The 20,080-nt window shown below is 71.3% G+C and carries 20 protein-coding genes; 6 read left to right on the top strand and 14 right to left on the bottom strand.

Annotated features, from left to right (window positions below):
- Positions 1–152 precede the first annotated feature (152 nt).
- From ACWD5Q_RS25980 to ACWD5Q_RS25950, 7 genes are all read right to left on the bottom strand, one after another.
- Positions 153–914 carry a DUF3159 domain-containing protein gene (locus ACWD5Q_RS25980; protein WP_451429453.1) on the bottom strand — a complete coding sequence of 254 codons (762 nt, stop codon included), beginning with the start codon at positions 912–914 and terminating at the stop codon, positions 153–155.
- Between the two features lie 3 nt (positions 915–917).
- Positions 918–1,316 (bottom strand): OB-fold nucleic acid binding domain-containing protein, encoded by a 399-nt coding sequence (locus tag ACWD5Q_RS25975; RefSeq protein ID WP_451429452.1) that lies wholly within the window; start codon positions 1,314–1,316, stop codon positions 918–920.
- 84 nt (positions 1,317–1,400) lie between these two features.
- The gene (locus tag ACWD5Q_RS25970) at positions 1,401–2,084 is read right to left on the bottom strand and encodes a response regulator (RefSeq protein ID WP_451429451.1); all 684 of its coding nucleotides are present in this window, start codon (positions 2,082–2,084) and stop codon (positions 1,401–1,403) included.
- Positions 2,081–4,624, bottom strand: coding sequence for an ATP-binding protein (locus tag ACWD5Q_RS25965; protein WP_451429450.1), 2,544 nt, complete (start codon positions 4,622–4,624; stop codon positions 2,081–2,083). Before ACWD5Q_RS25965 ends, ACWD5Q_RS25970 begins: the two co-directional genes overlap by 4 nt.
- A 246-nt stretch (positions 4,625–4,870) precedes the next feature.
- Complete coding sequence (locus ACWD5Q_RS25960; RefSeq protein ID WP_451429449.1) at positions 4,871–5,632, bottom strand: DUF3710 domain-containing protein; 762 nt, start codon at positions 5,630–5,632, stop codon at positions 4,871–4,873.
- A 1-nt stretch (position 5,633) separates the two neighbouring features.
- Positions 5,634–6,149, bottom strand: a complete 516-nt coding sequence (gene dut, locus ACWD5Q_RS25955; protein ID WP_451429448.1) for a dUTP diphosphatase — start codon at positions 6,147–6,149, stop codon at positions 5,634–5,636.
- The gene (locus tag ACWD5Q_RS25950; protein ID WP_451429447.1) at positions 6,146–6,730 is read right to left on the bottom strand and encodes a PaaI family thioesterase; all 585 of its coding nucleotides are present in this window, start codon (positions 6,728–6,730) and stop codon (positions 6,146–6,148) included. Before ACWD5Q_RS25950 ends, dut begins: the two co-directional genes overlap by 4 nt.
- 58 nt (positions 6,731–6,788) lie before the next feature.
- Here ACWD5Q_RS25950 and ACWD5Q_RS25945 point away from each other — a divergent pair, with 58 nt between their 5' ends.
- The gene (locus tag ACWD5Q_RS25945; protein ID WP_451429446.1) at positions 6,789–7,250 is read left to right on the top strand and encodes a DUF3093 domain-containing protein; all 462 of its coding nucleotides are present in this window, start codon (positions 6,789–6,791) and stop codon (positions 7,248–7,250) included.
- A gap of 74 nt (positions 7,251–7,324) precedes the next feature.
- Here ACWD5Q_RS25945 and ACWD5Q_RS25940 read toward each other — a convergent pair whose 3' ends face one another.
- The 4 genes from ACWD5Q_RS25940 to ACWD5Q_RS25925 all read right to left on the bottom strand — a co-directional run bounded on the left by ACWD5Q_RS25940 (position 7,325) and on the right by ACWD5Q_RS25925 (position 10,829).
- Positions 7,325–8,233: a hypothetical protein gene (locus ACWD5Q_RS25940; RefSeq protein ID WP_451429445.1), complete on the bottom strand. Its 909-nt coding sequence runs from the start codon at positions 8,231–8,233 to the stop codon at positions 7,325–7,327.
- A gap of 13 nt (positions 8,234–8,246) precedes the next feature.
- The gene (locus ACWD5Q_RS25935; protein WP_003993510.1) at positions 8,247–8,543 is read right to left on the bottom strand and encodes a DUF4193 domain-containing protein; all 297 of its coding nucleotides are present in this window, start codon (positions 8,541–8,543) and stop codon (positions 8,247–8,249) included.
- Positions 8,544–8,937: 394 nt separating this feature from the next.
- On the bottom strand, positions 8,938–10,170 hold the full coding sequence (locus ACWD5Q_RS25930) for a sensor histidine kinase (protein ID WP_451429488.1): 1,233 nt from the start codon (positions 10,168–10,170) through the stop codon (positions 8,938–8,940).
- 5 nt (positions 10,171–10,175) lie between these two features.
- Positions 10,176–10,829: a response regulator transcription factor gene (locus ACWD5Q_RS25925; RefSeq protein WP_055494404.1), complete on the bottom strand. Its 654-nt coding sequence runs from the start codon at positions 10,827–10,829 to the stop codon at positions 10,176–10,178.
- A 417-nt stretch (positions 10,830–11,246) separates the two neighbouring features.
- Between ACWD5Q_RS25925 and ACWD5Q_RS25920 the strand changes: the two genes are divergently transcribed.
- The gene (locus ACWD5Q_RS25920; RefSeq protein ID WP_451429444.1) at positions 11,247–11,420 is read left to right on the top strand and encodes a hypothetical protein; all 174 of its coding nucleotides are present in this window, start codon (positions 11,247–11,249) and stop codon (positions 11,418–11,420) included.
- 140 nt (positions 11,421–11,560) lie between these two features.
- On the opposite strand, the gene ACWD5Q_RS25915 is transcribed toward ACWD5Q_RS25920, so the two are convergent.
- Both ACWD5Q_RS25915 and ACWD5Q_RS25910 read right to left on the bottom strand, forming a co-directional pair.
- Positions 11,561–12,379, bottom strand: coding sequence for an inositol monophosphatase family protein (locus ACWD5Q_RS25915; RefSeq protein ID WP_451429443.1), 819 nt, complete (start codon positions 12,377–12,379; stop codon positions 11,561–11,563).
- A gap of 8 nt (positions 12,380–12,387) precedes the next feature.
- Positions 12,388–13,515, bottom strand: coding sequence for a ferrochelatase (locus ACWD5Q_RS25910; protein WP_451429442.1), 1,128 nt, complete (start codon positions 13,513–13,515; stop codon positions 12,388–12,390).
- 261 nt (positions 13,516–13,776) lie between these two features.
- On the opposite strand from ACWD5Q_RS25910, the gene ACWD5Q_RS25905 reads away from it, so the two are divergent.
- The 3 genes from ACWD5Q_RS25905 to sepH all read left to right on the top strand — a co-directional run bounded on the left by ACWD5Q_RS25905 (position 13,777) and on the right by sepH (position 17,815).
- A complete protein-coding gene (locus ACWD5Q_RS25905) occupies positions 13,777–15,015 on the top strand; it encodes an MFS transporter (RefSeq protein ID WP_451429441.1) in 1,239 nt (412 codons plus the stop codon).
- Entirely contained in the window at positions 14,975–16,294 is a 1,320-nt protein-coding gene (locus ACWD5Q_RS25900; protein WP_451429440.1) for a D-arabinono-1,4-lactone oxidase, read from the top strand. The genes ACWD5Q_RS25905 and ACWD5Q_RS25900 overlap by 41 nt, the downstream gene beginning before the upstream one ends.
- Before the next feature lie 477 nt (positions 16,295–16,771).
- Positions 16,772–17,815: a septation protein SepH gene (gene sepH / locus ACWD5Q_RS25895; RefSeq protein WP_451429439.1), complete on the top strand. Its 1,044-nt coding sequence runs from the start codon at positions 16,772–16,774 to the stop codon at positions 17,813–17,815.
- A 126-nt stretch (positions 17,816–17,941) separates the two neighbouring features.
- Here the strand turns inward: sepH and ACWD5Q_RS25890 are convergent, their stop codons facing one another.
- Positions 17,942–18,784 carry a sulfurtransferase gene (locus tag ACWD5Q_RS25890; protein ID WP_451429438.1) on the bottom strand — a complete coding sequence of 281 codons (843 nt, stop codon included), beginning with the start codon at positions 18,782–18,784 and terminating at the stop codon, positions 17,942–17,944.
- A gap of 321 nt (positions 18,785–19,105) precedes the next feature.
- Between ACWD5Q_RS25890 and ACWD5Q_RS25885 the strand changes: the two genes are divergently transcribed.
- Entirely contained in the window at positions 19,106–19,921 is an 816-nt protein-coding gene (locus ACWD5Q_RS25885) for a VOC family protein (protein WP_451429437.1), read from the top strand.
- Positions 19,922–20,080: the final 159 nt, after the last annotated feature.

Here is a 20,080-nt window from a genome sequence, read left to right as displayed (position 1 = left end):
AGGCCGTTCTGAACGGCCTTGGGGCTAAGACCCGCGCACGCGTCGGTTCCGGGGTGCTCCGGCCCCTACCCCGGGTCGGGGCGCCCCGGCACTTTCTCCTCCGGTGCGCCCCAGCGCTTTCTCGTCCGCGGCGTGCCCGCCCAGAACAGGCCCTAGGACTCCCGGCGGTGGCGCCCCGCCGCCCAGGACTCCCCCTCGGCGGTGGCCGTCGCTGTCGCCTTGCGCTCCTCCTCGGCCCGCTCTTCCGCTTCCATCTCCGCGAACACGTCGATCGGCGCGGGCGCCTTCGCCAGGAACACCCAGGTGAGCCAGACGGCGAGCAGGAAGGGCGGGATCTTGAGCGCGATCAGCACCCAGCCGAGCTGGGCGGTGTTGGCCCACCAGTACAGGGGGAACAGGATCGCGCACTTGGCGAGCAGGATCAGCCCCCAGGCCCAACTGGCCTTGGTGTACGCCTTCTTGCGCCCCGGGTTGCGGGTGCGCCAGGAGAGGTTCTCCTTGAAGACCGGGCCGAGCATCAGCCCGATCAGGGGCACTCCGGCGAGCGTGGTGACGATGTACGCCAGGGACAGGCCCAGCGTGTAGAGCATGCCCGGCAGATAGAAGTCCTTCGCGTTGCCGGTCATCATCGCGAAGACCACGCCGAACGCCACACCGAACACACCGCTGAAGGCGTGCTTCACGGTGTCCCGCATGGCAAGGCGGACGACCACGAGCACCAGCGACACCCCGAGCGCGGTGATCGCCGACCAGTGCAGGTCCTTGTTGATGGTGAAGATGGTGACGAAGAAGAGACCGGGCACCACGGTCTCGACCATGCCGCGCACCCCGCCGAACGCCTCGAACAGCGCGGCCTCGGTCACCGCCCGCGCATCATGCTGGGCGTCTTCGGTCGGCTTCTCGAGTGACGTCACCGGCTACTCCCGTCCGAGCGGTCTGAGTTCGTACTTGGGATTGAACAGCACCCTGCGGCCCCGGCTCATCGAGATCCGGCCCGAAGCGAGGAGCTTGCGCCCCGGTTCTATGCCGACGATGGAACGCCTGCCGAGCCAGACCAGGTCCAGCGCGGCCGAGCCGTCGAACAGCTCGGCCTCCAGGGCCGGGACACCGGCCCGCGGGCGCAGCGTGACCGTGCGCAAGGTACCAGTAACCGTCACGATCTGTCGGTCGTGGCAATCGCCGATGCGCGTACATCCCGCGGTCTCGGCGTCCTCCCGCAGTTCCTCGGACTCCAGATCCTCCTGTGATGAGGAAAGCCGGTCGAACATCCGCCGGAAACGGCCCACCGGCTTTTCGGAACGAGGGACAGCGCTCATACGGGAAAGCGTACCGGGGCGCTCCGACAGCGACCCACCCGTGCGGTCGCCCCGTGCGCGCACCTCACTCCTCGAACGCGCGTCTTACTTCTCGAACCGGTACCCCATCCCCGGTTCGGTGATGAAGTGCTTGGGGTGCGAGGGGTCCGCCTCCAGCTTCCGTCGCAGCTGGGCCATGTACACGCGCAGATAGTTCGTCTCCGTGCCGTACGACGGCCCCCACACCTCCTGCAGCAGCTGCTTCTGGCTGACCAGGCGGCCGGTGTTGCGGACGAGCGCCTCCAGCAGATGCCACTCCGTGGGGGTGAGCCGTACGTCCTTGCCGTCCCGGTTGACCTTCTTCGCGGCCAGGTCGACGGTGAACCCCTCGGTCTCCACCAGCACGTCGTCCTCGCCTCCCCCGGTCGGCTCGGCCCGGCGGACGGCGGCGCGGAGGCGGGCCAGCAGTTCGTCCATTCCGAACGGCTTGGTGACGTAGTCGTCGGCGCCCGCGTCCAGGGCCTCGACCTTCTCGTCCGAGGAGTGCCGGGCGGACAGGACGAGGATCGGCACCCGGGTCCAGCCGCGCAGCCCCTTGATCACCTCGACGCCGTCCATGTCGGGCAGTCCGAGGTCGAGCACGACGACATCGGGGTGGCGGGCGGCGGCGAGCTGGAGTGCGGTGGCACCGTCGGCAGCCGCGTCCACCTCGTATTTGCGCGCCTTGAGGTTGATCACGAGGGCGCGCACGATCTGCGGCTCGTCTTCGACCACGAGCACCCGGGTCATGTCGTTTGCCTTTCTGGTTCAGCGATGCGTGCGGGGCTCTGGGAGCTCCCCGCGGCCCGGAGGGAGAGGACCATCGTGAGTCCACCGCCGGGGGTGTCCTCGGCGGTCAGGGTGGCGTCCATGGCCTCGGCGAAGCCACGGGCGACCGCGAGACCGAGACCGACACCGGCGCCGCGGGGGGCGTCGCCGTAGCGCTGGAAGGGTTCGAAGATCCGTTCCTTCGCCTCGTCGGGCACGCCGGGCCCCCGGTCCACCACCCGTACCTCGACCCGGTCGGCGAGGGCGCTCGCGGAGACCAGCACGGGCGTCCCCGGAGGGCTGTACTTGACGGCGTTCTCGACCAGGTTGGCGACCGTCCGCTCCAGCAGCCCGGCGTCCACGGCGACCATCGGCAGGAACTCCGGGACGTCCAGCTCGACGCTGTCCTCGGGCACTCCGCCGAGCGCCATCGGCACCACCTCGTCCAGGTCGGTCACCCGGATGAGCGGGGTGACGGTACCGGTCTGCAGGCGGGACATGTCCAGCAGGTTGCCCACCAGATGGTCGAGCCGGTCGGCGCCTTCCTCGATCGCGGCCAGCAACTCGGCGCGATCCTCCTCCGACCACTCCACGTCGTCGGACCTCAGCGAGGTGACCGACGCCTTGATGCCCGCGAGCGGGGTACGGAGATCGTGGCTGACGGCGGCCAGCAGGGCGGTGCGGATGCGGTTGCCCTCGGCCAGCGCGCGGGCCTGCTCGGCCTCCTGCTCGAGGCGCTGGCGGTCCAGCACCACCGCGGCCTGCGCGGCGAACGCGGCCAGCACCCGGCGGTCCGAGGCGGGCAGGACCCGCCCGGACAGCGCCAGCGCCATATGGTCGCCCACCGGCACGTCCACGTCGGCGTCCTCGGGGCGTGCGACCGCCTTGCCCGGGCCCACGCGGCCCGCGCAGGTCCAGGGGTCGACGTCGCTCGTCCGCTCCAGCAGGGCCGCCGACTCCATGCCGAAGGTCTCGCGCACCCGTTCCAGGAGTTCCTTAAGGCCGGTCTCACCGCGCAGCACGCTGCCCGCCAGGAAGGAGAGGATCTCCGACTCGGCGCGCAGCCGCGCCGCCAGATGGGTGCGCCAGGCGGCCAGGTCCACCACCGAGGCCACCGACACCGCGACCCCGACGAAGATCACGATGGCGATGATGTTCTTCGGGTCGGCGATCGTCAGCTGGTGCACCGGGGGCGAGAAGAAGTAGTTCAGCAGCAGGGAGCCGAACGCCGCTGCGGTGAGCGCGGGAAGGAGTCCGCCGAGCAGGGCCGCCGTCACCGTGAGCGCCAGGAACAGCAGCATGTCGTTGGCGAAGCCGAGCTTGACGGTGTTCAGCAGCAGCGCGAGGACGACGGGACCGACGACGCCGGCCAGCCAGCCGGCGATGATGCGGGTGCGGCCGAGCTGTGCGCCCCGGGCCACGGGCAGGCTGCGCCCCTTGGCGACCTCCCCGTGGGTGACGATGTGCACGTCGAGGTCGGGCCCCGACTCACGGGCGACGGTGGCACCGACGCCGGGCCCGAAGACGTACTGCCACGCCTTGCGGCGCGAGGAGCCGAGGACGATCTGGGTGGCGTTCGCTCCGCGTGCGAAGTCCAGCAGCGCCGCCGGGATGTCGTCGCCGACGACGTGGTGGAAGGTGCCGCCGAGGTCCTCCACCAGGGTGCGCTGGAGCGCCAGTTCCTTGGGCGAGGCCGAGGTGAATCCGTCGCTGCGGGAGATGTAGACGGCCAGGACCTCGCCGCCGGCTCCCTTCTCCGCCAGCCGGGCGGCCCGGCGGATCAGGGTCCGCCCCTCGGGGCCGCCGCTCAGGCCGACCACGATCCGCTCGCGCGAGCCCCAGATCGCCGACACCCGGTGCCGCCTGCGGTACTCGTTCAGATACTCGTCGACGCGGTCGGCCACCCACAGCAGGGCGAGTTCCCGCAGGGCGGTCAGGTTCCCGGGACGGAAGTAGTTCGACAGCGCCGCGTCGACCTTGTCCGGCTGGTAGATGTTGCCGTGTGCCATACGCCGGCGCAGCGCCTGCGGGGACATGTCCACCAGCTCGATCTGGTCCGCGCGGCGCACCACCTCGTCGGGGACCGTCTCCCGCTGCCGTACGCCCGTTATGGACTCCACGACATCGCCGAGGGACTCCAGGTGCTGGATGTTCACCGTCGTGATCACGTCGATCCCGGCGGCCAGCAGTTCCTCGACGTCCTGCCAGCGCTTGTCGTTGCGTGAGCCGGGGATGTTGGTGTGGGCGAGTTCGTCCACCAGGGCGACCGCGGGGGTGCGGCGCAGCACCGCGTCCACGTCCATCTCGGTGAAGGCCGCGTCCCGGTGGGCGAGTTCCTTGCGTGGTACCTGCTCCAGGCCGTGCAGCATCACCTCGGTGCGTGGCCGGTCGTAATGCTCCACGAAGGCCACCACGCAGTCCGTGCCCCGCTCGATGCGGCGGTGGGCCTCGGACAGCATGGCGTACGTCTTGCCGACACCCGGTGCAGCACCGAGGTAGATCCGTAGCTTGCCGCGTCCCATGGCCCCATTGTCTTCCCACACACCCCTGCGTACGCTCCGTCGACTTTACGGCCAACAATTGCGACATATGCGACAGGGTGCATTCGGACGTGTGTCTTTGACGGAACCCTGATGCCTCCGCGCGGATCCGGCGGCCCCCGGCGAGCCGCCGCCCCGAGTCCCGGAAGGGTTCACACCGGTCCGCACACAGCAGAGGCCGTACCCCACAGGGGGTACGGCCTCGAAACGGTGGTGTCCGCCGAGCGGTCAGCGCACCTCGGTGATCTCGGGTCCACGCTGCAGCTGACCCATGCCACCGGAGAAACGGGATCCGCTCTCCTCCTGCTGTACACCCTCGGGCACCATCTGTGCGTCGTTCGGCAGCTTCAGGACGATCGGGTCGCGCGGCGCCATCGGGCCCTCGCCCCGCACCACGACGGTGTCCCGGAAGATCTGCTCCAGCAGCCCCGCGGCCTGCGGCTGCACGGCTCCCTGACCGGAGATCACACCGCGCAGGAACCAGCGCGGACCGTCCACGCCGATGAACCGCACGACCTGGAAACCGCTCGTGCCGTCCGGGAGCTGCACCGGCACCTGCGCACGCAGCTCCCAGCCCAGCGGCCCCTCGGCCTCGTCGACGATGCCGCCCTGCTGGGTGATACCGCTGGCGATCTCCTCGCGGACCTCACCCCAGATGCCCTCGCGCTTGGGCGCGGCGAAGGCCTGCAGCTGGACGGCACTGTCGCGCAGCACGACGGTCGCCGCGACGATCGCGTCGCCCGCGACCTCGACCCGCAGCTCCATTCCCTCGACCCCGGGCACGAACAGCCCACCCAGGTCCACCCGGCCCTCGCCGGGCTCGCGGACCTCGGAGTCGTCCCAGGGGCCGTCGGGGCGCGGCTCCGGCTCGAGCCTCACGCGCTCACGCTCGGTCTCGTCCTCCGCCTCAGTGTCGACGCTGTCGACGACCTGCTCGGTCTCGCCGGCCGCGTCCTCGGCGGCGCCCTTCTTGTTGCGACGTCCGAACACGTCACTGTCCTTCCCGGTCGGATACGACCGAAGCGTATCGATTCCCACCCGTTGCCCCGCCCACGGCGGCGTGACCGCCGGTGGACCCGAAGCCCCCCTCGGCCCGCGTCGAGCCGGGAAGCTCCGCGACCTCCTGGAAGCGGACCCGCTCGACCTGCTGTACGACCAGTTGGGCAATCCGGTCGAAGCGCTCGAACCGCACAGGCTCGCGCGGGTCGAGATTCACCACGATCACCTTGATCTCCCCACGGTACCCGGCATCAACCGTCCCTGGGGCATTCACGAGCGCGACACCGCAGCGCGCGGCGAGACCCGACCGCGGATGGACGAAGGCCGCGTACCCCTCGGGGAGCGCGACAGACACACCCGTGGGCAGAACGGCCCGTTCGCCGGGCGCGAGGTCGCAGCTCTCGGTGGTGCGCAGATCGGCCCCCGCGTCGCCGGGGTGCGCGTACGCCGGCAGGGGTACGTCGGGGTCGACGCGCCGGATCAGCACGTTCACGGGGTCGCTGGTCACGGGTTCACCTCGAAGGCTCGTGTGCGCCGGAGCCGGTCCGGGTCGCTCATGGCCGCCTGGATCTCCTGCGGGCGGCCGTTGTCGATGAAGTGGTCCACCTTGACCTCGACGAAGAGGGCCTCGGCACGGACGGCGACGGGTCCGTCGGGCCCGCCGACCCGGCCGGTGGCCCGTGCGTAGATCTTCCGTCCGGCCACGGCCGTCACCTCGGCCTCCAGATGCAGCACGGCACCCACGGGAACCGGCCGTACGAAGTCGGTCTCCAGCCGTCCGGTCACCGCCATGGTGCGCAGCAGCCAGTTCAGCGAGCCGAGGGTCTCGTCGAGGGCGGTGGCGAGCACCCCGCCGTGGGCGAGGCCGGGCGCTCCCTGGTGGGCGGGCTGGACGGTGAATTCCGCGGTGAGGGAGACGCCCTCGCCCGCCCGCGCCCTCAGGTGCAGTCCGTGGGGCTGGTCTCCCCCGCATCCGAAGCACTGCCCGTAGTGCGCGCCGAGCAGCTCTCCGGGAGCGGGTGCGTCGGGGTGCCGCACGGGCGTCACGGCGTCGGCGGGGGGCGTCAGAGCTGCGGAAGTACCACTCACAGCCGCAGACCTTACCCGCGCGTGAACGCCTCCCGGACACCGTGCCAAGCTTGGGCTCATGCAGCCCTCCGCGTCGCCGTACGAAGAACGCCTCACCGCGCCCCGCTCCTGGTGGCTGATGTGCCTCCTGGTCGGTGTCGCCCTGGCTCTCGTCCTGCTCCCCTTCGGCACGCTCCCGCTGCTCGGCGGACTGGTCGGGGGCACCGCGGTCTCGGCCGTGGTGGTCAGCTCCTACGGCTCCGTCCGGATCCGCGTGGTGGGCGACTCGCTCCTGGCGGACGACGCGAGGATCCCGTTGTCGGCGCTCGGTGACTCTCAGGCACTGGACCGGGAGGAGGCCCGCGCCTGGCGTACGTACAAGGCGGACACGCGTGCCTTCATGCTGCTGCGGGCGTACATTCCGACGGCCCTGAAGGTCGAGGTCACCGACCCGGACGACCCGACGCCGTATCTGTATCTGTCGACGCGGGAGCCGGAGCGACTGGCGGCGGCGCTCAAGACGGTCCGGGCACAGGCGTAGGGACGCGCTTCGGCACAGGAACGGGGGCGCGTCGCCCCACGGGGCGTCCCCGGGACCCGGTCGGTCCCCGCTGGTCAGGTGTCGAGTTGCAGGGGGCTCTCCGGTTGCTCCAGAGGCGGCAGTTCCGGCAGCGTCTCCCAGGGCACCTGCCGGGGGCGCAGATCCTTGCGGATCCGTGCCGCGAGGCGCCGGGTGTCCCGTCGGTTCATGACCGCTCCCACGGCGGCCCCGACCATGAACGGCATCAGGTTCGGCAGATCCCGCACCACGCGCTTCATGATCTGCTGCCGCAGCTCCCGCTTCATCTGGCCGCCCAGGGCCGCGTCTATCGTCGACGGCTTGGCCACGTCGATCCCGCGCTCCCCGGACCAGGACCTCAGATACGCGGTACTGCGCTGAGCGAGGTTCCCCTGGGGTCGTACCCCGTACACCTCGTGCAGCTCGGCGATCAGCTTCAGTTCGATCGCCGCGACCCCGGTGATCTCCGCGGCCAGTTCGGTCGGCATGGCCGGCGGCACCGGCAGCATCGCGGCCGCACCGACCCCGGCGCCGACGGTGGCCGTCGCCCCTGAGGCGCCCGCCACGAGCTTGTCGGCCAGCGCCTCGGGCCCGAGCCCGGGGAACTGTCTGCGGAGGGTCTCAAGGTCCCGTACGGGGACCCGCGGGGCCACGTCGATGATCCGGTCGGCGAGGTACGCCAGGCCCGCCCTGGCCCGGCTGCCGCCCTTGCGGACGCCTTCCTGGATTCCGGCCCGGACGGCGGCCGCACGGCGCCGTGCGGCGGGTGCCGGCGGGCCGGCCGGCCCCTCGGGCCCTTCGGGAGCCGCGGAGGCGTGTGCCGGTTCGAGCGAGGCTTTTCCCTCGACTCCCCCGATGGAAGAGCCCCGCTCGTGGTCACGCACGCCGTCGGAGCCGCCAGGCGGCTCAAGGTCCGCTCCCCGGCGCGGGAAGCGGCGCTTCCAAGGAGGGGTCGAGCCGTTCACGGCCGACCCCGCCTCAGTCGCAGTCGCGACAGATCGGCTGACCGTTCTTCTCCCGGGCCAGCTGGCTGCGGTGGTGCACCAGGAAGCAGCTCATGCAGGTGAACTCGTCCTGCTGCTTCGGGAGCACCCGGACGGCCAACTCCTCGTTCGAGAGGTCGGCGCCCGGAAGCTCCAGGCCTTCGGCGGCCTCGAACTCATCGACGTCGACGGCCGACGCGGACTTGTCGTTCCGCCGGGCCTTCAGCTCTTCAAGGCTGTCGGAATCGACGTCATCGTCGGTCTTGCGTGGGGTGTCGTAATCCGTTGCCATTTCGCTCTCCCCCTCTGGGTGTCTGCGGGTGTCTCCAGCGCACGTAACGCGTGAGAGGCCGGACTTGTGCCCGCCTCGAGGCGGAGATTTTGCCTCACATCAAGGTCTGTTACTCAATCGACACCCAACCGGACTCCTCAAGAGTGATCGGGTTGGATGCGAAGCGGACCGTACACGGTCCCGGTGTCGAACTTCAAAGCCATCTCACCGGGTACTTCCCGTGATCGAGCACCTGGAAAACCCGGATTTTCCCGACTTTACGGGAGCCATCAGGTCACGGAGGGTAGATGGCCGGAAAGGTTCCCCTGTGATCGATCACACACCGGCTCCCCTGGATTCGGTGCCCGGAAATTCCTCTCAAAGCGAACGTCGGGCACCGGCAGACAGCATGGTCTCAGATCGGCAGCGTGACGCGCATCACGAGGCCACCCCCTTCACGGGGCTGTGCGGTGATGTGGCCGCCGTGGGCCCGCGCCACGGATCTCGCGATGGACAGGCCGAGGCCGACGCCCTTGTCGCTGCCCGTGCGCTCCGTCCGTAGCCGGGTGAACGGCTCAAACAGATTGTCGATCTCATACGCGGGGACGACCGGACCGGTGTTCGTGACCACCAGGACCGCCTGTCCGTGCTGGGCCTGGGTGGTCACCTCCACCCAGCCGCCCTCCGGGATGTTGTAGCGCACCGCGTTCTGCACGAGGTTCAGGGCGATCCGCTCCAGCAGGACCCCGTTGCCCTGGACGACGGCGGAAGCGCGGTCACCGCGGATCTCGACGCCCTTGGCCTCCGCCTCGGCGTGCACCTGGTCGACGGCCTGCCCGGCCACCTCGGCCAGGTCGACGGGCTTGCGCTCGACGATCTGGTTGTCGCTGCGGGCGAGCAGCAGCAGCCCCTCCACGAGCTGCTCGCTGCGCTCGTTGGTGGCCAGCAGCGTCTTGCCGAGCTGCTGCAGCTCCGCGGGCGCCCCGGGGTCGGACAGATGAACCTCCAGGAGCGTGCGGTTGATCGCGAGCGGTGTGCGCAGCTCGTGCGAGGCGTTGCCGACGAAGCGCTGCTGGGCCGTGAAGGCCCGCTGGAGCCGCTCCAGCATGTCGTCGAAGGTGTCCGCGAGCTCCTTCAGCTCGTCGTCCGGGCCGTCCAGCTCGATCCGGCGGGACAGGTCCGAGCCGGCCACCGCACGGGCGGTACGGGTGATCCGGCCGAGCGGCGACAACACGCGGCCCGCCATCGCGTAGCCGAACGCGAAGGCGATCACGGCGAGGCCGAGCAGGGCCAGCAGCGAGCGGCTGAGCAGATTGTTCAGGGCCTGCTCGCGCTGTTGGTTCACGCAGGCGTTCAGGGCGTCGTTCAGCTCGCTCGTCGTCGTCGGGGGCGGGAAGTTGCAGGTGTCGCTGACGATCTCCCCCCTGTTGATCCTGAACGGCAGCTCGCTGCCCACGTTGAGCGCGTGCGCCGCGAACAGGTAGATGATCGACAGCAACAGGATGCCGGCGATCAGGAACATGCCGCCGTACAGCAGCGTGAGCCTTATGCGGATGGTCGGGCGCAGCCAGGGGAACGGGGGTTCCTGCCGGCGGGGGTCCCAGGTGGGCTTGGGCGGTGCCGTGGGCGGAGCGGGTGTCGTGGCCACGGTCATCAGATCCGGTATCCGGAACCGGGCACGGTGACGATGACCGGGGGCTCGCCGAGCTTGCGGCGCAGGGTCATGACGGTCACGCGCACGACGTTGGTGAACGGGTCCGTGTTCTCGTCCCAGGCCTTCTCCAGGAGCTGCTCGGCCGAGACGACGGCGCCCTCGCTGCGCATGAGGACCTCCAGGACGGCGAACTCCTTGGGCGCGAGCTGGACCTCCTTGCCCTCGCGGAAGACCTCGCGGCGGTTGGGGTCGAGCTTGATCCCGGCGCGCTCCAGAACCGGCGGCAGCGGCACGCTCGTACGCCGGCCCAGGGCCCGCACCCGGGCGATCAGCTCGCTGAACGCGAACGGCTTGGGGAGATAGTCGTCCGCGCCGATCTCCAGGCCCTCCACGCGGTCGCTGACATCGCCCGAAGCGGTGAGCATCAGGACGCGGGTGGGCATCCCGAGCTCGACGATCTTGCGGCAGACATCGTCGCCGTGCACCAGCGGAAGGTCACGGTCGAGGACGACCACGTCGTAGTCGTTGACACCGATGCGCTCCAGGGCGGCCGCACCGTCGTACACGACGTCGACGGCCATGGCCTCCCGGCGCAGTCCGGTGGCCACCGCATCCGCGAGCAGCTGTTCGTCCTCGACGACCAGTACGCGCACGTCGCTTGTCCTTCCTGTGTCGCCCGTGCGCCGCCCGGGTAACGGGCAGCCCACGGGCGGGTGTGTCGTGGGTATGACCTCCATCCTGCCCTTTTCGGCCGTAAACCGGCTGTAAGACGGGTGGGAGGACGCCTCGGCGACGGTCCCGGCGCGAGGGAAGGCGAAATTTTCTCGTGCGGTTGAGGTTTCCGCGGAAGGACGCTGGGGGAGGACGGCTTTACACCCCGCGATCACGCTCCGCATGTGTCACACCACATGTGGTCGGCTGCTCACCGTTTCCCGCAGAGCGGGCGTGGGTGTCCGGCACCGTCGCCGCCCAGCCAGGGCAGCGCTGGGCGCCCAGGAGACGTGATCGCCCCTTTCCCGAAGGCACACCCCGGTGCCACCGACCCACGACCCAGGACGAGGGGGCGCAGCATGGACGCATTCACCGCAGGACTTCTCCAGCGCATACGGACGACCGAGTCCGACCTGACGCGTGCCCGCGAAACCGGCGACGACTTCCTCGCGGATGTCGAACAGTCGGAGCTCGACGACCTGCACCGCCTTGCCGCCGACCACGGTGTGGAAGTCGGCGCGTACGGCGTCTGATCAGCTCGCACGAAGCGGGCCCCGGCAGATCCAGGCCGGGGCCCGCTTGGCGTGGGGGCGCCGGCCCGGGAGCACGGCGGGACGCCTCACAGCGGCCTGAGACGGGCCCTGGGGCGTACCCCGCCGTCCGGTCGGCCCGCTCAGTCGTGCCACGCCCCCAGGTCGTCCAGCCTGGTCTGGAGCCGTTCGAACAGGCCCGGCGGGGCCGCGATCGTCAGGGCCGGGGAGATCGGCTCTCCGGGGCGGCCGCCGGTCAGGGCGCCCGCCTCCCGGGCGATCAGGTCGCCCGCCGCGTAGTCCCAGGGGTTCAGTCCTCGTTCGTAGTACGCGTCCAGGCGTCCCGCCGCCACATCGCACAGGTCGATCGCGGCGGAACCGCCGCGGCGGATGTCCCGCACCTCGGGGATCAGCCGCCGCGCCACCTCGGCCTGCTGGGCCTTGCGCTCGGCGAGATAGCCGAAGCCGGTGCTCACCAGGGCGAGCCCCAGCTCGGGCGCGGGGCGCACCCGTGCGGGGCGGTCGTTCACGAACGCGCCCCCGCCCTGGACCGCCCGGAAGATCTCCTCGCGCAGGGGCGCGTGGACCACCCCGACCAGGGTCTCCCCGTCCTTGCGGGCCGCGATGGAGATCGCCCAGCTCGGCAGCCCGTAGAGGTAGTTCACCGTGCCGTCGATCGGGTCGATCACCCATTCGACACCGCTGCGGCTCTCGACGCTGGCCCCCTCCTCACCGAGGAGGCCGTCGTCGGGCCTGCGGTCGGTGATCAGCCCGGTGATCAGCTTCTCCGCGGCGATGTCCATCTCGGTGACGACATCGATGGCGCTGGACTTGGTGGCGGCCACCCCGAGGTCGTCGGGGCGCCCCTCGCGCAGGAAGGTCCCCGCTCGGCTCGCCACCTCCAGCGCCAGCTCCAGGAGTTCGGCCTTCAGCCGTTGGGACGGCTCTGCCTGGTCGGTCACGGTGCTCCTCACACGTACGGGCTGTCGGCGCCCGCGGCGGCGGGCTTGGGGGTGCGGGACGGGCAGCAGCCCACCGGGCAGACGTCGTGGCCCGGGCCGAGCGCACCGAGGGCGCACGGGGCCACCCGCTGCCCCCGCTCGGTCGCGGCGCGCTCGAGGACCAGGTCGCGGACGGCGGCGGCGAACCGGGGGTCGGCCCCGACGGTGGCCGAGCGGCGCACCGGCAGGTCCAGTTCCGCGGCCTTCGCCGTGGCCTCCGTGTCCAGGTCGTACAGGACCTCCATGTGGTCCGAGACGAACCCGATCGGAGCCATCACGACCGCCGGGACCCCGGCGCCGTGCAGTTCCTCGAGGTGGTCGCAGATGTCCGGCTCGAGCCACGGGATGTGCGGCGCGCCCGAGCGCGACTGGTAGACGAGCCGCCAGGGGTGATCCGCACCGGTCCGCTCGCGGACGGCGTCGGCGATCAGCCGCGCCACGTCCAGATGCTGCCTCACATAGGCCCCGCCGTCGCCGTGCTCCTCGGCCGGGCCGGAGGTGTCGGCCGCCGTCGTCGGGATGGAGTGGGTGGTGAAGGCGATGTGGGCGCCGGCCCGGACGTCCTCGGGGAGGTCGGCCAGGGACGTCAGGACGCCCTCGATCATCGGCTCCACGAAACCCGGGTGGTTGAAGTAGTGCCGCAGCTTGTCGACCTTCGGCGCCTTGAGGCCCTCGGCCTCCAGGGCGGCCAGGGCTCCGGCGAGGTCCTCGCGGTACTGACGGCAGCCCGAGTAGGAGGCGTACGCGCTGGTCGCGAGGACCAGGATGCGGCGGTGACCGTCCATGACCATCTCACGCAGGGTGTCGGTCACATAGGGCGCCCAGTTGCGGTTGCCCCAGTAGACGGGCAGGTCGAGGCCATGGCCCGCGAAGTCCTTGCGGAGGGCGTCCAGGAGGGCGCGGTTCTGGCCGTTGATGGGGCTGACCCCGCCGAAGAGGAAGTAGTGCTGTCCCACTTCCTTCAGGCGCTCCTTGGGGATGCCCCGGCCCCGCGTCACGTTCTCCAGGAACGGGACCACGTCGTCCGGGCCCTCCGGGCCGCCGAACGAGAGGAGCAGCAGGGCGTCGTACGGGCTGGCGTCAGTTGCGTCGGGCATGTCTACGATCCTGCCACTCGCCACCGCCACCGCTGCCGCCAGCCACCCGCGCCGATGACGCTTCACCCGCGAGCGGCCGGGGGTCCACCCGGGATCGACCGGCAGTTCGAGCAGGCCGGCCGCCACCGCCGCACCTGGCGACATCCCGCCCATCCACGTCCGAACACTGGTGCGGACGTGGCGTGCCGCATACGTTAGGGTTGCCCGAATCGTAAGGTACATGCCTCCTTTTCACGCCTTACCGGATGCATCGGAGACCTCGTGCCCAGCCCCTATCGCGCCCTGTTCGCCGCCCCCGGCTCCAAGGGCTTCTCCGCCGCCGGCTTCGTCGGCCGGATGCCGCTGTCGATGATGGGCATCGGCGTGGTCACGATGATCTCCCAGCTCACCGGCCGCTACGGGCTCGCGGGCGGTCTCTCCGCCACCATCGCGCTGTCCGCCGCCGTCGTCGGCCCCCAGATCTCGCGCCTGGTCGACCGGTACGGGCAACGCCGGGTGCTGCGCCCGGCGACGCTCGTCGCCCTGACCGCCGCCGCGGGACTGCTTCTGGCCGCCCACCTCTCCTGGCCGGACTGGGTGCTCTTCGGGTGCGCCGCGGGCATCGGCGCGGTACCCAGCCTCGGCGCGATGATCAGGGCCCGCTGGGCGGCCCTGTACCGGGGCACCCCACAACTCCACACCGCCTACTCCTTCGAGTCGGTGGTCGACGAGGTGTGCTTCATCTTCGGCCCGATCATCTCCATCGGTCTGTCCACGAGTTGGTTCCCGGAGGCCGGCCCCTTCCTCGCCGCGTGCTTCCTCGCGACCGGCGTCTTCTGGCTCACCGCGCAGCGCGCCACCGAACCCGAGCCGCACCCGCGCGACCACCACACCGGCGGCACCGCGCTGCGCTCACCGGGGCTCCAGGTACTGGTCGCCACGTTCGTGGCCACAGGAGCGATCTTCGGCGCGGTCGACGTGGTGACCGTCGCCTTCGCCGACGAGCAGGGCCACAAGGCGGCCGCCAGCGTCGTCCTGGCGCTCTACGCGGCCGGCTCCTGTGCCGCCGGCCTGGTCTTCGGGCTGCTGCGCTTCACGGGCGCCCCGGAACGCAGGTGGCTGCTGGGCGTGTGTGCGATGGCCGTGAGTATGATCCCCCTCCTACTGGTCGGGAACCTGCCGTTTCTGGCCGTGGCGCTGTTCGTTGCGGGCCTGACCATCGCACCCACCATGATCACGACGATGGCCCTCATCGAACGGCACGTACCACGCGCGCATCTGACCGAGGGAATGACCTGGGTGTCCACCGGGCTCGCGGTCGGGGTCGCGATCGGCTCCTCCATGGCCGGCTGGATGATCGACGCGGCCGGCGCGAGGACCGGGTACGGGGTTCCGGTCGTGTCCGGGGCCGTCGCGGTCGCGGTCGGTTTCCTCGGGTACCGCCGGCTCGGCAGGCCGGTTCCGCAGCGGGGAGGGTCCCATGAGCACCACAGTGAGCGGGAAGAGCGGCACGTGGCGTAACTGGGCGGGGAACGTCACCGCCCGGCCCCTGCGGGAGATCACCCCCGCCTCGGTCGAGGAGGTCTCCGGCGCCGTGCGCAGGGCGGCCGAGAGCGGCCTCAGGGTGAAGGCCGTCGGCACCGGGCACTCCTTCACCGCCGCCGCGGCCACCGACGGCGTGGTGATACGTCCTCAGCTGATGACCGGGATACGCGGGATCGATCGTGCGGCCGGCACGGTCACCGTCGAGGCGGGCACCCAGCTCAAGAGACTCAACGCGGCCCTCGCACGCGAGGGACTGTCGCTCACGAACATGGGCGACATCATGGAGCAGACCGTCTCCGGCGCTACCAGCACCGGCACGCACGGCACCGGCCGCGACTCCGCCTCGATCGCCGCTCAGATCAGGGGACTCGAACTGGTCACGGCGGACGGCTCGGTGCTCACCTGCTCCGAGAAGGAGAACCCGGAGGTCTTCGCGGCCGCGCGCGTCGGCATCGGCGCCCTGGGGATCATCACCGCGATCACCTTCGCGGTGGAGCCGGTCTTCCTGCTCACGGCCCGCGAGGAGCCGATGCCCCTCGACAGGGTCCTCGCCGAGTTCGACGAACTGTGGGCCGAGAACGAGCACTTCGAGTTCTACTGGTTCCCGCACACCGGGAACACCAACACCAAGCGCAACAACCGCAGCGCCGGCCCCGAGAGACCGGTGGGGCGGCTCAGCGGCTGGTTCGAGGACGAGTTCCTCTCCAACGGCGTCTTCCAGGCGGTCAACTGGGTCGGCCGCACCGTCCCCGCCGCCATCCCGGCGATCGCCCGGATCTCCAGCCGCGCCCTGTCGGCCCGTACCTACACCGACATTCCCTACAAGGTCTTCACCTCTCCGCGGCGGGTGCGGTTCGTGGAGATGGAGTACGCCGTCCCGCGCGCGGCCCTGGTGGACACGCTGCGTGAACTGAAGGCCATGGTTGAGCGTTCACCCCTGCGGGTCAGCTTCCCGGTCGAGGTCCGCACCGCCCCGGCCGACGACATCACCCTGTCCACGGCGTCCGGGCGGGACAGCGCATACGTCGCCGTACACATGTTCCGCGGTACGCCGTATCAGGCATACTTCACCGCCGCCGAGCGGATCTTCACGGCGCACGAGGGGCGACCGCACTGGGGCAAGGTGCACACGCGCGACGCGGAGTACCTCGCCGGGGTCTATCCGCGCTTCGGCGAGTTCACGGCCGTACGGGACCGGCTCGACCCGGACCGGCGCTTCGGGAACGACTACCTCCGCCGGGTGCTGGGCGCGTAACGGACCCTCAGACCCGGCCGCATCGCCCCGTATGCGGATGATCCGCCCAGGCGAGAGGAGGAGGCGCCCCCTCACCGTCGATTCCGATGCGAGCGGTCGGGTGAGGTGCGCCACGTTTGAGGGACACGAAAACGGCGCATCGGGCGGCCGACTCGCGCGGCTTGCCAGAAGTCGGGCGGCGCGCCAACCCACGGAGGTGGCCCGAATGGAGTACTGTTGCGAGCCCTGGGACCGGTCTCCCGCCAGGGTGTCCGGGGCCTTGCTGGACCACCGGGAGGGGGCTAGTTGCACAGGGTGGCGGAGTTGGTCACTTAGCGTTGCGGATAGGTAACCGTGCCATAACGGCGGCTCAGGTCCCGTGCCCGACACGCCGGGCAACTCGGCAAGGTTGTGGCAGGCTGCACCCGGGCAGGCCACACTCGACTAGCGGAAGCAGCGACGCACGTGACGTCGGCAGGCACCACCCGGGAGGTCCCCATGCCCGAACTGCGTGTCGTGGCCGTCTCCAATGACGGCACACGGCTGGTGCTGAAGGCTGCGGACAGTACGGAGTACACGCTTCCGATCGACGAACGGCTCCGCGCCGCCGTGCGCGGCGACCGTCCGCGCCTCGGCCAGATCGAGATCGAGGTGGAGAGTCATCTCCGCCCCCGCGACATCCAGGCCCGGATACGGGCCGGCGCGTCCGCCGAAGAGGTCGCACAGCTCGCCGGCATTCCCGTCGACCGCGTACGCCGCTTCGAGGGCCCGGTGCTCGCCGAGCGCGCCTTCATGGCCGAGCGGGCCCGCAAGACGCCCGTACGCAGGCCCGGGGAGAGCGCCGGCCCCCAGCTCGGCGAGGCCGTCCAGGAACGGCTGTTGCTGCGCGGCGCCGAGAAGGACACCGTCCAGTGGGACTCCTGGCGCCGCGACGACGGCACCTGGGAGGTCCTGCTCGTCTACCGGGTCGCGGGCGAGCCGCACTCGGCGAGCTGGACGTACGACCCGCCCCGTCGACTCGTCCAGGCCGTCGACGAAGAGGCGCGTTCGCTGATCGGGGAGTCCGACGACCTGGCGGCGCCCGAACCGAGCTACCCCTTCGTGCCGCGGATCGCCCGTCTGCCGCGCGAAGGCCGGTTCGACCGCGCCCTGGACCGCCCGGCGGACCGGCCCCTCCTGCCCTCGCAGGCATCCGAGCCCGCGGAAGAGAGCAGCGCCGAGCGGGACTCGCTCACCAGCCTCCTGGAGGCGGTGCCGAGTTTCCGCGGCGACATGGTCGTGCCCGAGCGGCCCGCGGAACCGCAGGAGGAGCCGGTCGAGGAGCCCGCGGCGGAGGAATCCCCGGCGCCCGCGGCCTCGGCCTCGGCCGGTTCGGCGTACGCGGACGTTCTCATGCCGCGCACGGTCGCCAGCCACCGCGATCGTCTCATCGGTGCGACGGACCGTCAGGCCGAGGCGGACGGGGTCCGTCCAGGTCGTCGGGCGGCGGTCCCGAGCTGGGACGAGATCGTGTTCGGGACGCGGCGCAAGAAACAGGAGTAGACGACGGACGGACGCACCGTCCGACGCGCACAGGAACGGCACGGGCACCGGTGCGGGGCCCACGGGATCGTGTGGCCCCGCACCGGTGTCGCTCCTGCCGAGGCCGCCCATCCGGCCGGCCGGGGCTCACTGCGGGTCGGAGCCCACCGCCACCGGGCGGTTGCCGTCCGACGACCACTCCGACCACGAGCCCACGTACAGCGCGGCGGGGATCCCCGCGAGCGTGAGCGCCAGGACCTCCTGGGCGGCGGAGACTCCCGAACCGCAGTACACGCCGACCTCGGTGCCCTCCGCCACGCCGAGTGCCTTGAAGCGTTCGGCGAGTTCGGCGGCGGACCGGAAGTACCCGGTTTCCGTGAGGTTCTCCGTCGTCGGCGCGGAGACCGCGCCCGGGATATGCCCGCCCACGCGGTCGATCGGCTCGACCTCGCCCCGGTAGCGCTCGCCGGCCCGCGCGTCCAGCAGCAGCCCCGTGCGGGCGAGGGAAGCGGCGCCGTCGGCGTCCAGCAGCCGCACGGCGCCCGGCACGGGCCAAAAGTCGCCGGCGGCACTCTCCCCGGGTCCGGTGGCGAGCGGCCCCTCCCAGGCGCTCAGTCCCCCGTCGAGCACCCGCACGTCCGGGTGCCCCGTCCAGCGCAGCATCCACCAGGCGCGCGCGGCGGCCCAGCCCGGTCCGCCGTCGTAGACGACGACCGGCCGGTCGGAGGAGACGCCGGCGGCCCGCATGACCGCACCGAAACGGTCCGTGTCGGGCATCGGATGGCGGCCCGCGGGACCGGGCGGGCCCGCGAGGTCGGCGTCCAGGTCCACGAAGACGGCACCCGGAATGTGCCCGGCCGCGTGGGCGGCGCGGCCGTCGAAGGGGGCGGCGGCCGCGGTGCTGAGCTGCCAGCGGACGTCCAGGAGCGTCGGCGGCAGCGGTCCCGCCAGGTCACTCGCGAGTTCGGCTGCGGAGATGATGGCCTTCATGGACCCATCTTTGCGCACAGGGGTGGCCGCCTTGCCCGGGTCGGGCTATTCTGCTCGGCCGGACGGGTCCGATCACCGTTCGTACGGAATCGGGCACACCCCGTACGCCCGAGGGGGCGCACCCGCCCTCACGCCGAGACGACCTGGCCCCACGGCTTGCGGCCGCCGCCTGCCGCGGGCGCCGTACCCCGGCGCGGCCCCGGCACGTGACACGCGCCGTGGTGCGAGCATCGGCACGGGGCGTGCACCCGCGCGTGCGCGGCACATGCGCACGCGGTGGAAGCCGAGCGGCCACCACGAGAGGCCGAGAAGAGAGTGACCATGACCGAGGCGCGGGGACCGTCCGGCCCGAACGGCACTACGCACGCGTGGCACCCGCCCGGCGCCCCGGGCTGGGCGAGTCTGACGGTGCACGGGATGGCCGCGACCCAGGAGTTCTACGGGGCGCTGTTCGGCTGGGACTTCCGGCCGGGACCCCAGCCGCTGGGGCCGTATGTGCGGGCCGTGCTGGGCGGCTGCGAGGTGGCCGGCATCGGCCTGCTGCCGCCGGACCGGCATCTGCCGGTCGCCTGGACGCCGTACTTCGCCTCGGACGACGCGGACGCGACGGCCGAGTCGGTCCGCAGCTGCGGCGGAACGGTCGCGGTCGGTCCGCTGGACGCCGCCGAGTCCGGACGGCTCGCGATCGCCTCGGACCCGACGGGCGCGGTGTTCGGCATCTGGCAGGCCGCCGAGCACCTCGGCACGGACCTGACGGGCGTCCCCGGGACCCCCGTCTGGAACGAACTGTTCACCTACGACGCCTCGGACGTCGCCAAGTTCTACCGGACCGTCTTCGGATCCGGGCAGGAACCGGTCGTGCGCGACGACCCCGATCACGTCATCCTGCACATCGAGGGGCGCCCGGTCGCCGCCCTGCACGGCGTCGGCGCTGCGCTGCCCCGTGACCGCGGCCCGCACTGGATGACGTACTTCCGGGTCGAGGACGTGGACGCGGCGACCGAGCGGGTCGCCGCGCTGGGCGGGCGGGTGGTGCGTCCCGGGCGCGTCACGGCCGTCGGCCGGGCGGCCACCGTCGCCGATCCGGAGGGCGCGATGTTCTCGGTGGTCAGTCGGCTCGACCGGGCACCCGGGTGAACCGACGGGCCGTCAGGCGGACACCACCGGCAGCACCCGATCTTCCAGCGGTAGCCCCACGGTCGGCCCTAGTAGGGCTTTGTTAGGTCCTGTGGTGGGGTTCGGGAGTGGGGGCGGGTTGGCCGCATATCGAGCAGGCGCCGGTCCAGGTGGCCAGGA

This window comes from Streptomyces sp. NPDC002513 (assembly GCF_053595355.1).
Note: the sequence above shows the minus strand (reverse complement) of the source record. Positions and strands in the feature narration are given on the sequence as shown.

Excerpts from the sequence above, each read along its gene's own strand:
- ACWD5Q_RS25975 (WP_451429452.1), bottom strand. The coding sequence starts at position 1,316 with ATGAGCGCTGTCCCTCGTTCCGAAAAGCCGGTGGGCCGTTTCCGGCGG.
- ACWD5Q_RS25970 (WP_451429451.1), bottom strand. The coding sequence starts at position 2,084 with ATGACCCGGGTGCTCGTGGTCGAAGACGAGCCGCAGATCGTGCGCGCC.
- ACWD5Q_RS25965 (WP_451429450.1), bottom strand. The coding sequence starts at position 4,624 with ATGGGACGCGGCAAGCTACGGATCTACCTCGGTGCTGCACCGGGTGTC.
- ACWD5Q_RS25945 (WP_451429446.1), top strand. The coding sequence starts at position 6,789 with ATGCAGCCCTCCGCGTCGCCGTACGAAGAACGCCTCACCGCGCCCCGC.
- ACWD5Q_RS25935 (WP_003993510.1), bottom strand. The coding sequence starts at position 8,543 with ATGGCAACGGATTACGACACCCCACGCAAGACCGACGATGACGTCGAT.
- ACWD5Q_RS25920 (WP_451429444.1), top strand. The coding sequence starts at position 11,247 with ATGGACGCATTCACCGCAGGACTTCTCCAGCGCATACGGACGACCGAG.
- ACWD5Q_RS25910 (WP_451429442.1), bottom strand. The coding sequence starts at position 13,515 with ATGCCCGACGCAACTGACGCCAGCCCGTACGACGCCCTGCTGCTCCTC.
- ACWD5Q_RS25900 (WP_451429440.1), top strand. The coding sequence starts at position 14,975 with ATGAGCACCACAGTGAGCGGGAAGAGCGGCACGTGGCGTAACTGGGCG.
- sepH (WP_451429439.1), top strand. The coding sequence starts at position 16,772 with ATGCCCGAACTGCGTGTCGTGGCCGTCTCCAATGACGGCACACGGCTG.
- ACWD5Q_RS25890 (WP_451429438.1), bottom strand. The coding sequence starts at position 18,784 with ATGAAGGCCATCATCTCCGCAGCCGAACTCGCGAGTGACCTGGCGGGA.
- ACWD5Q_RS25885 (WP_451429437.1), top strand. The coding sequence starts at position 19,106 with ATGACCGAGGCGCGGGGACCGTCCGGCCCGAACGGCACTACGCACGCG.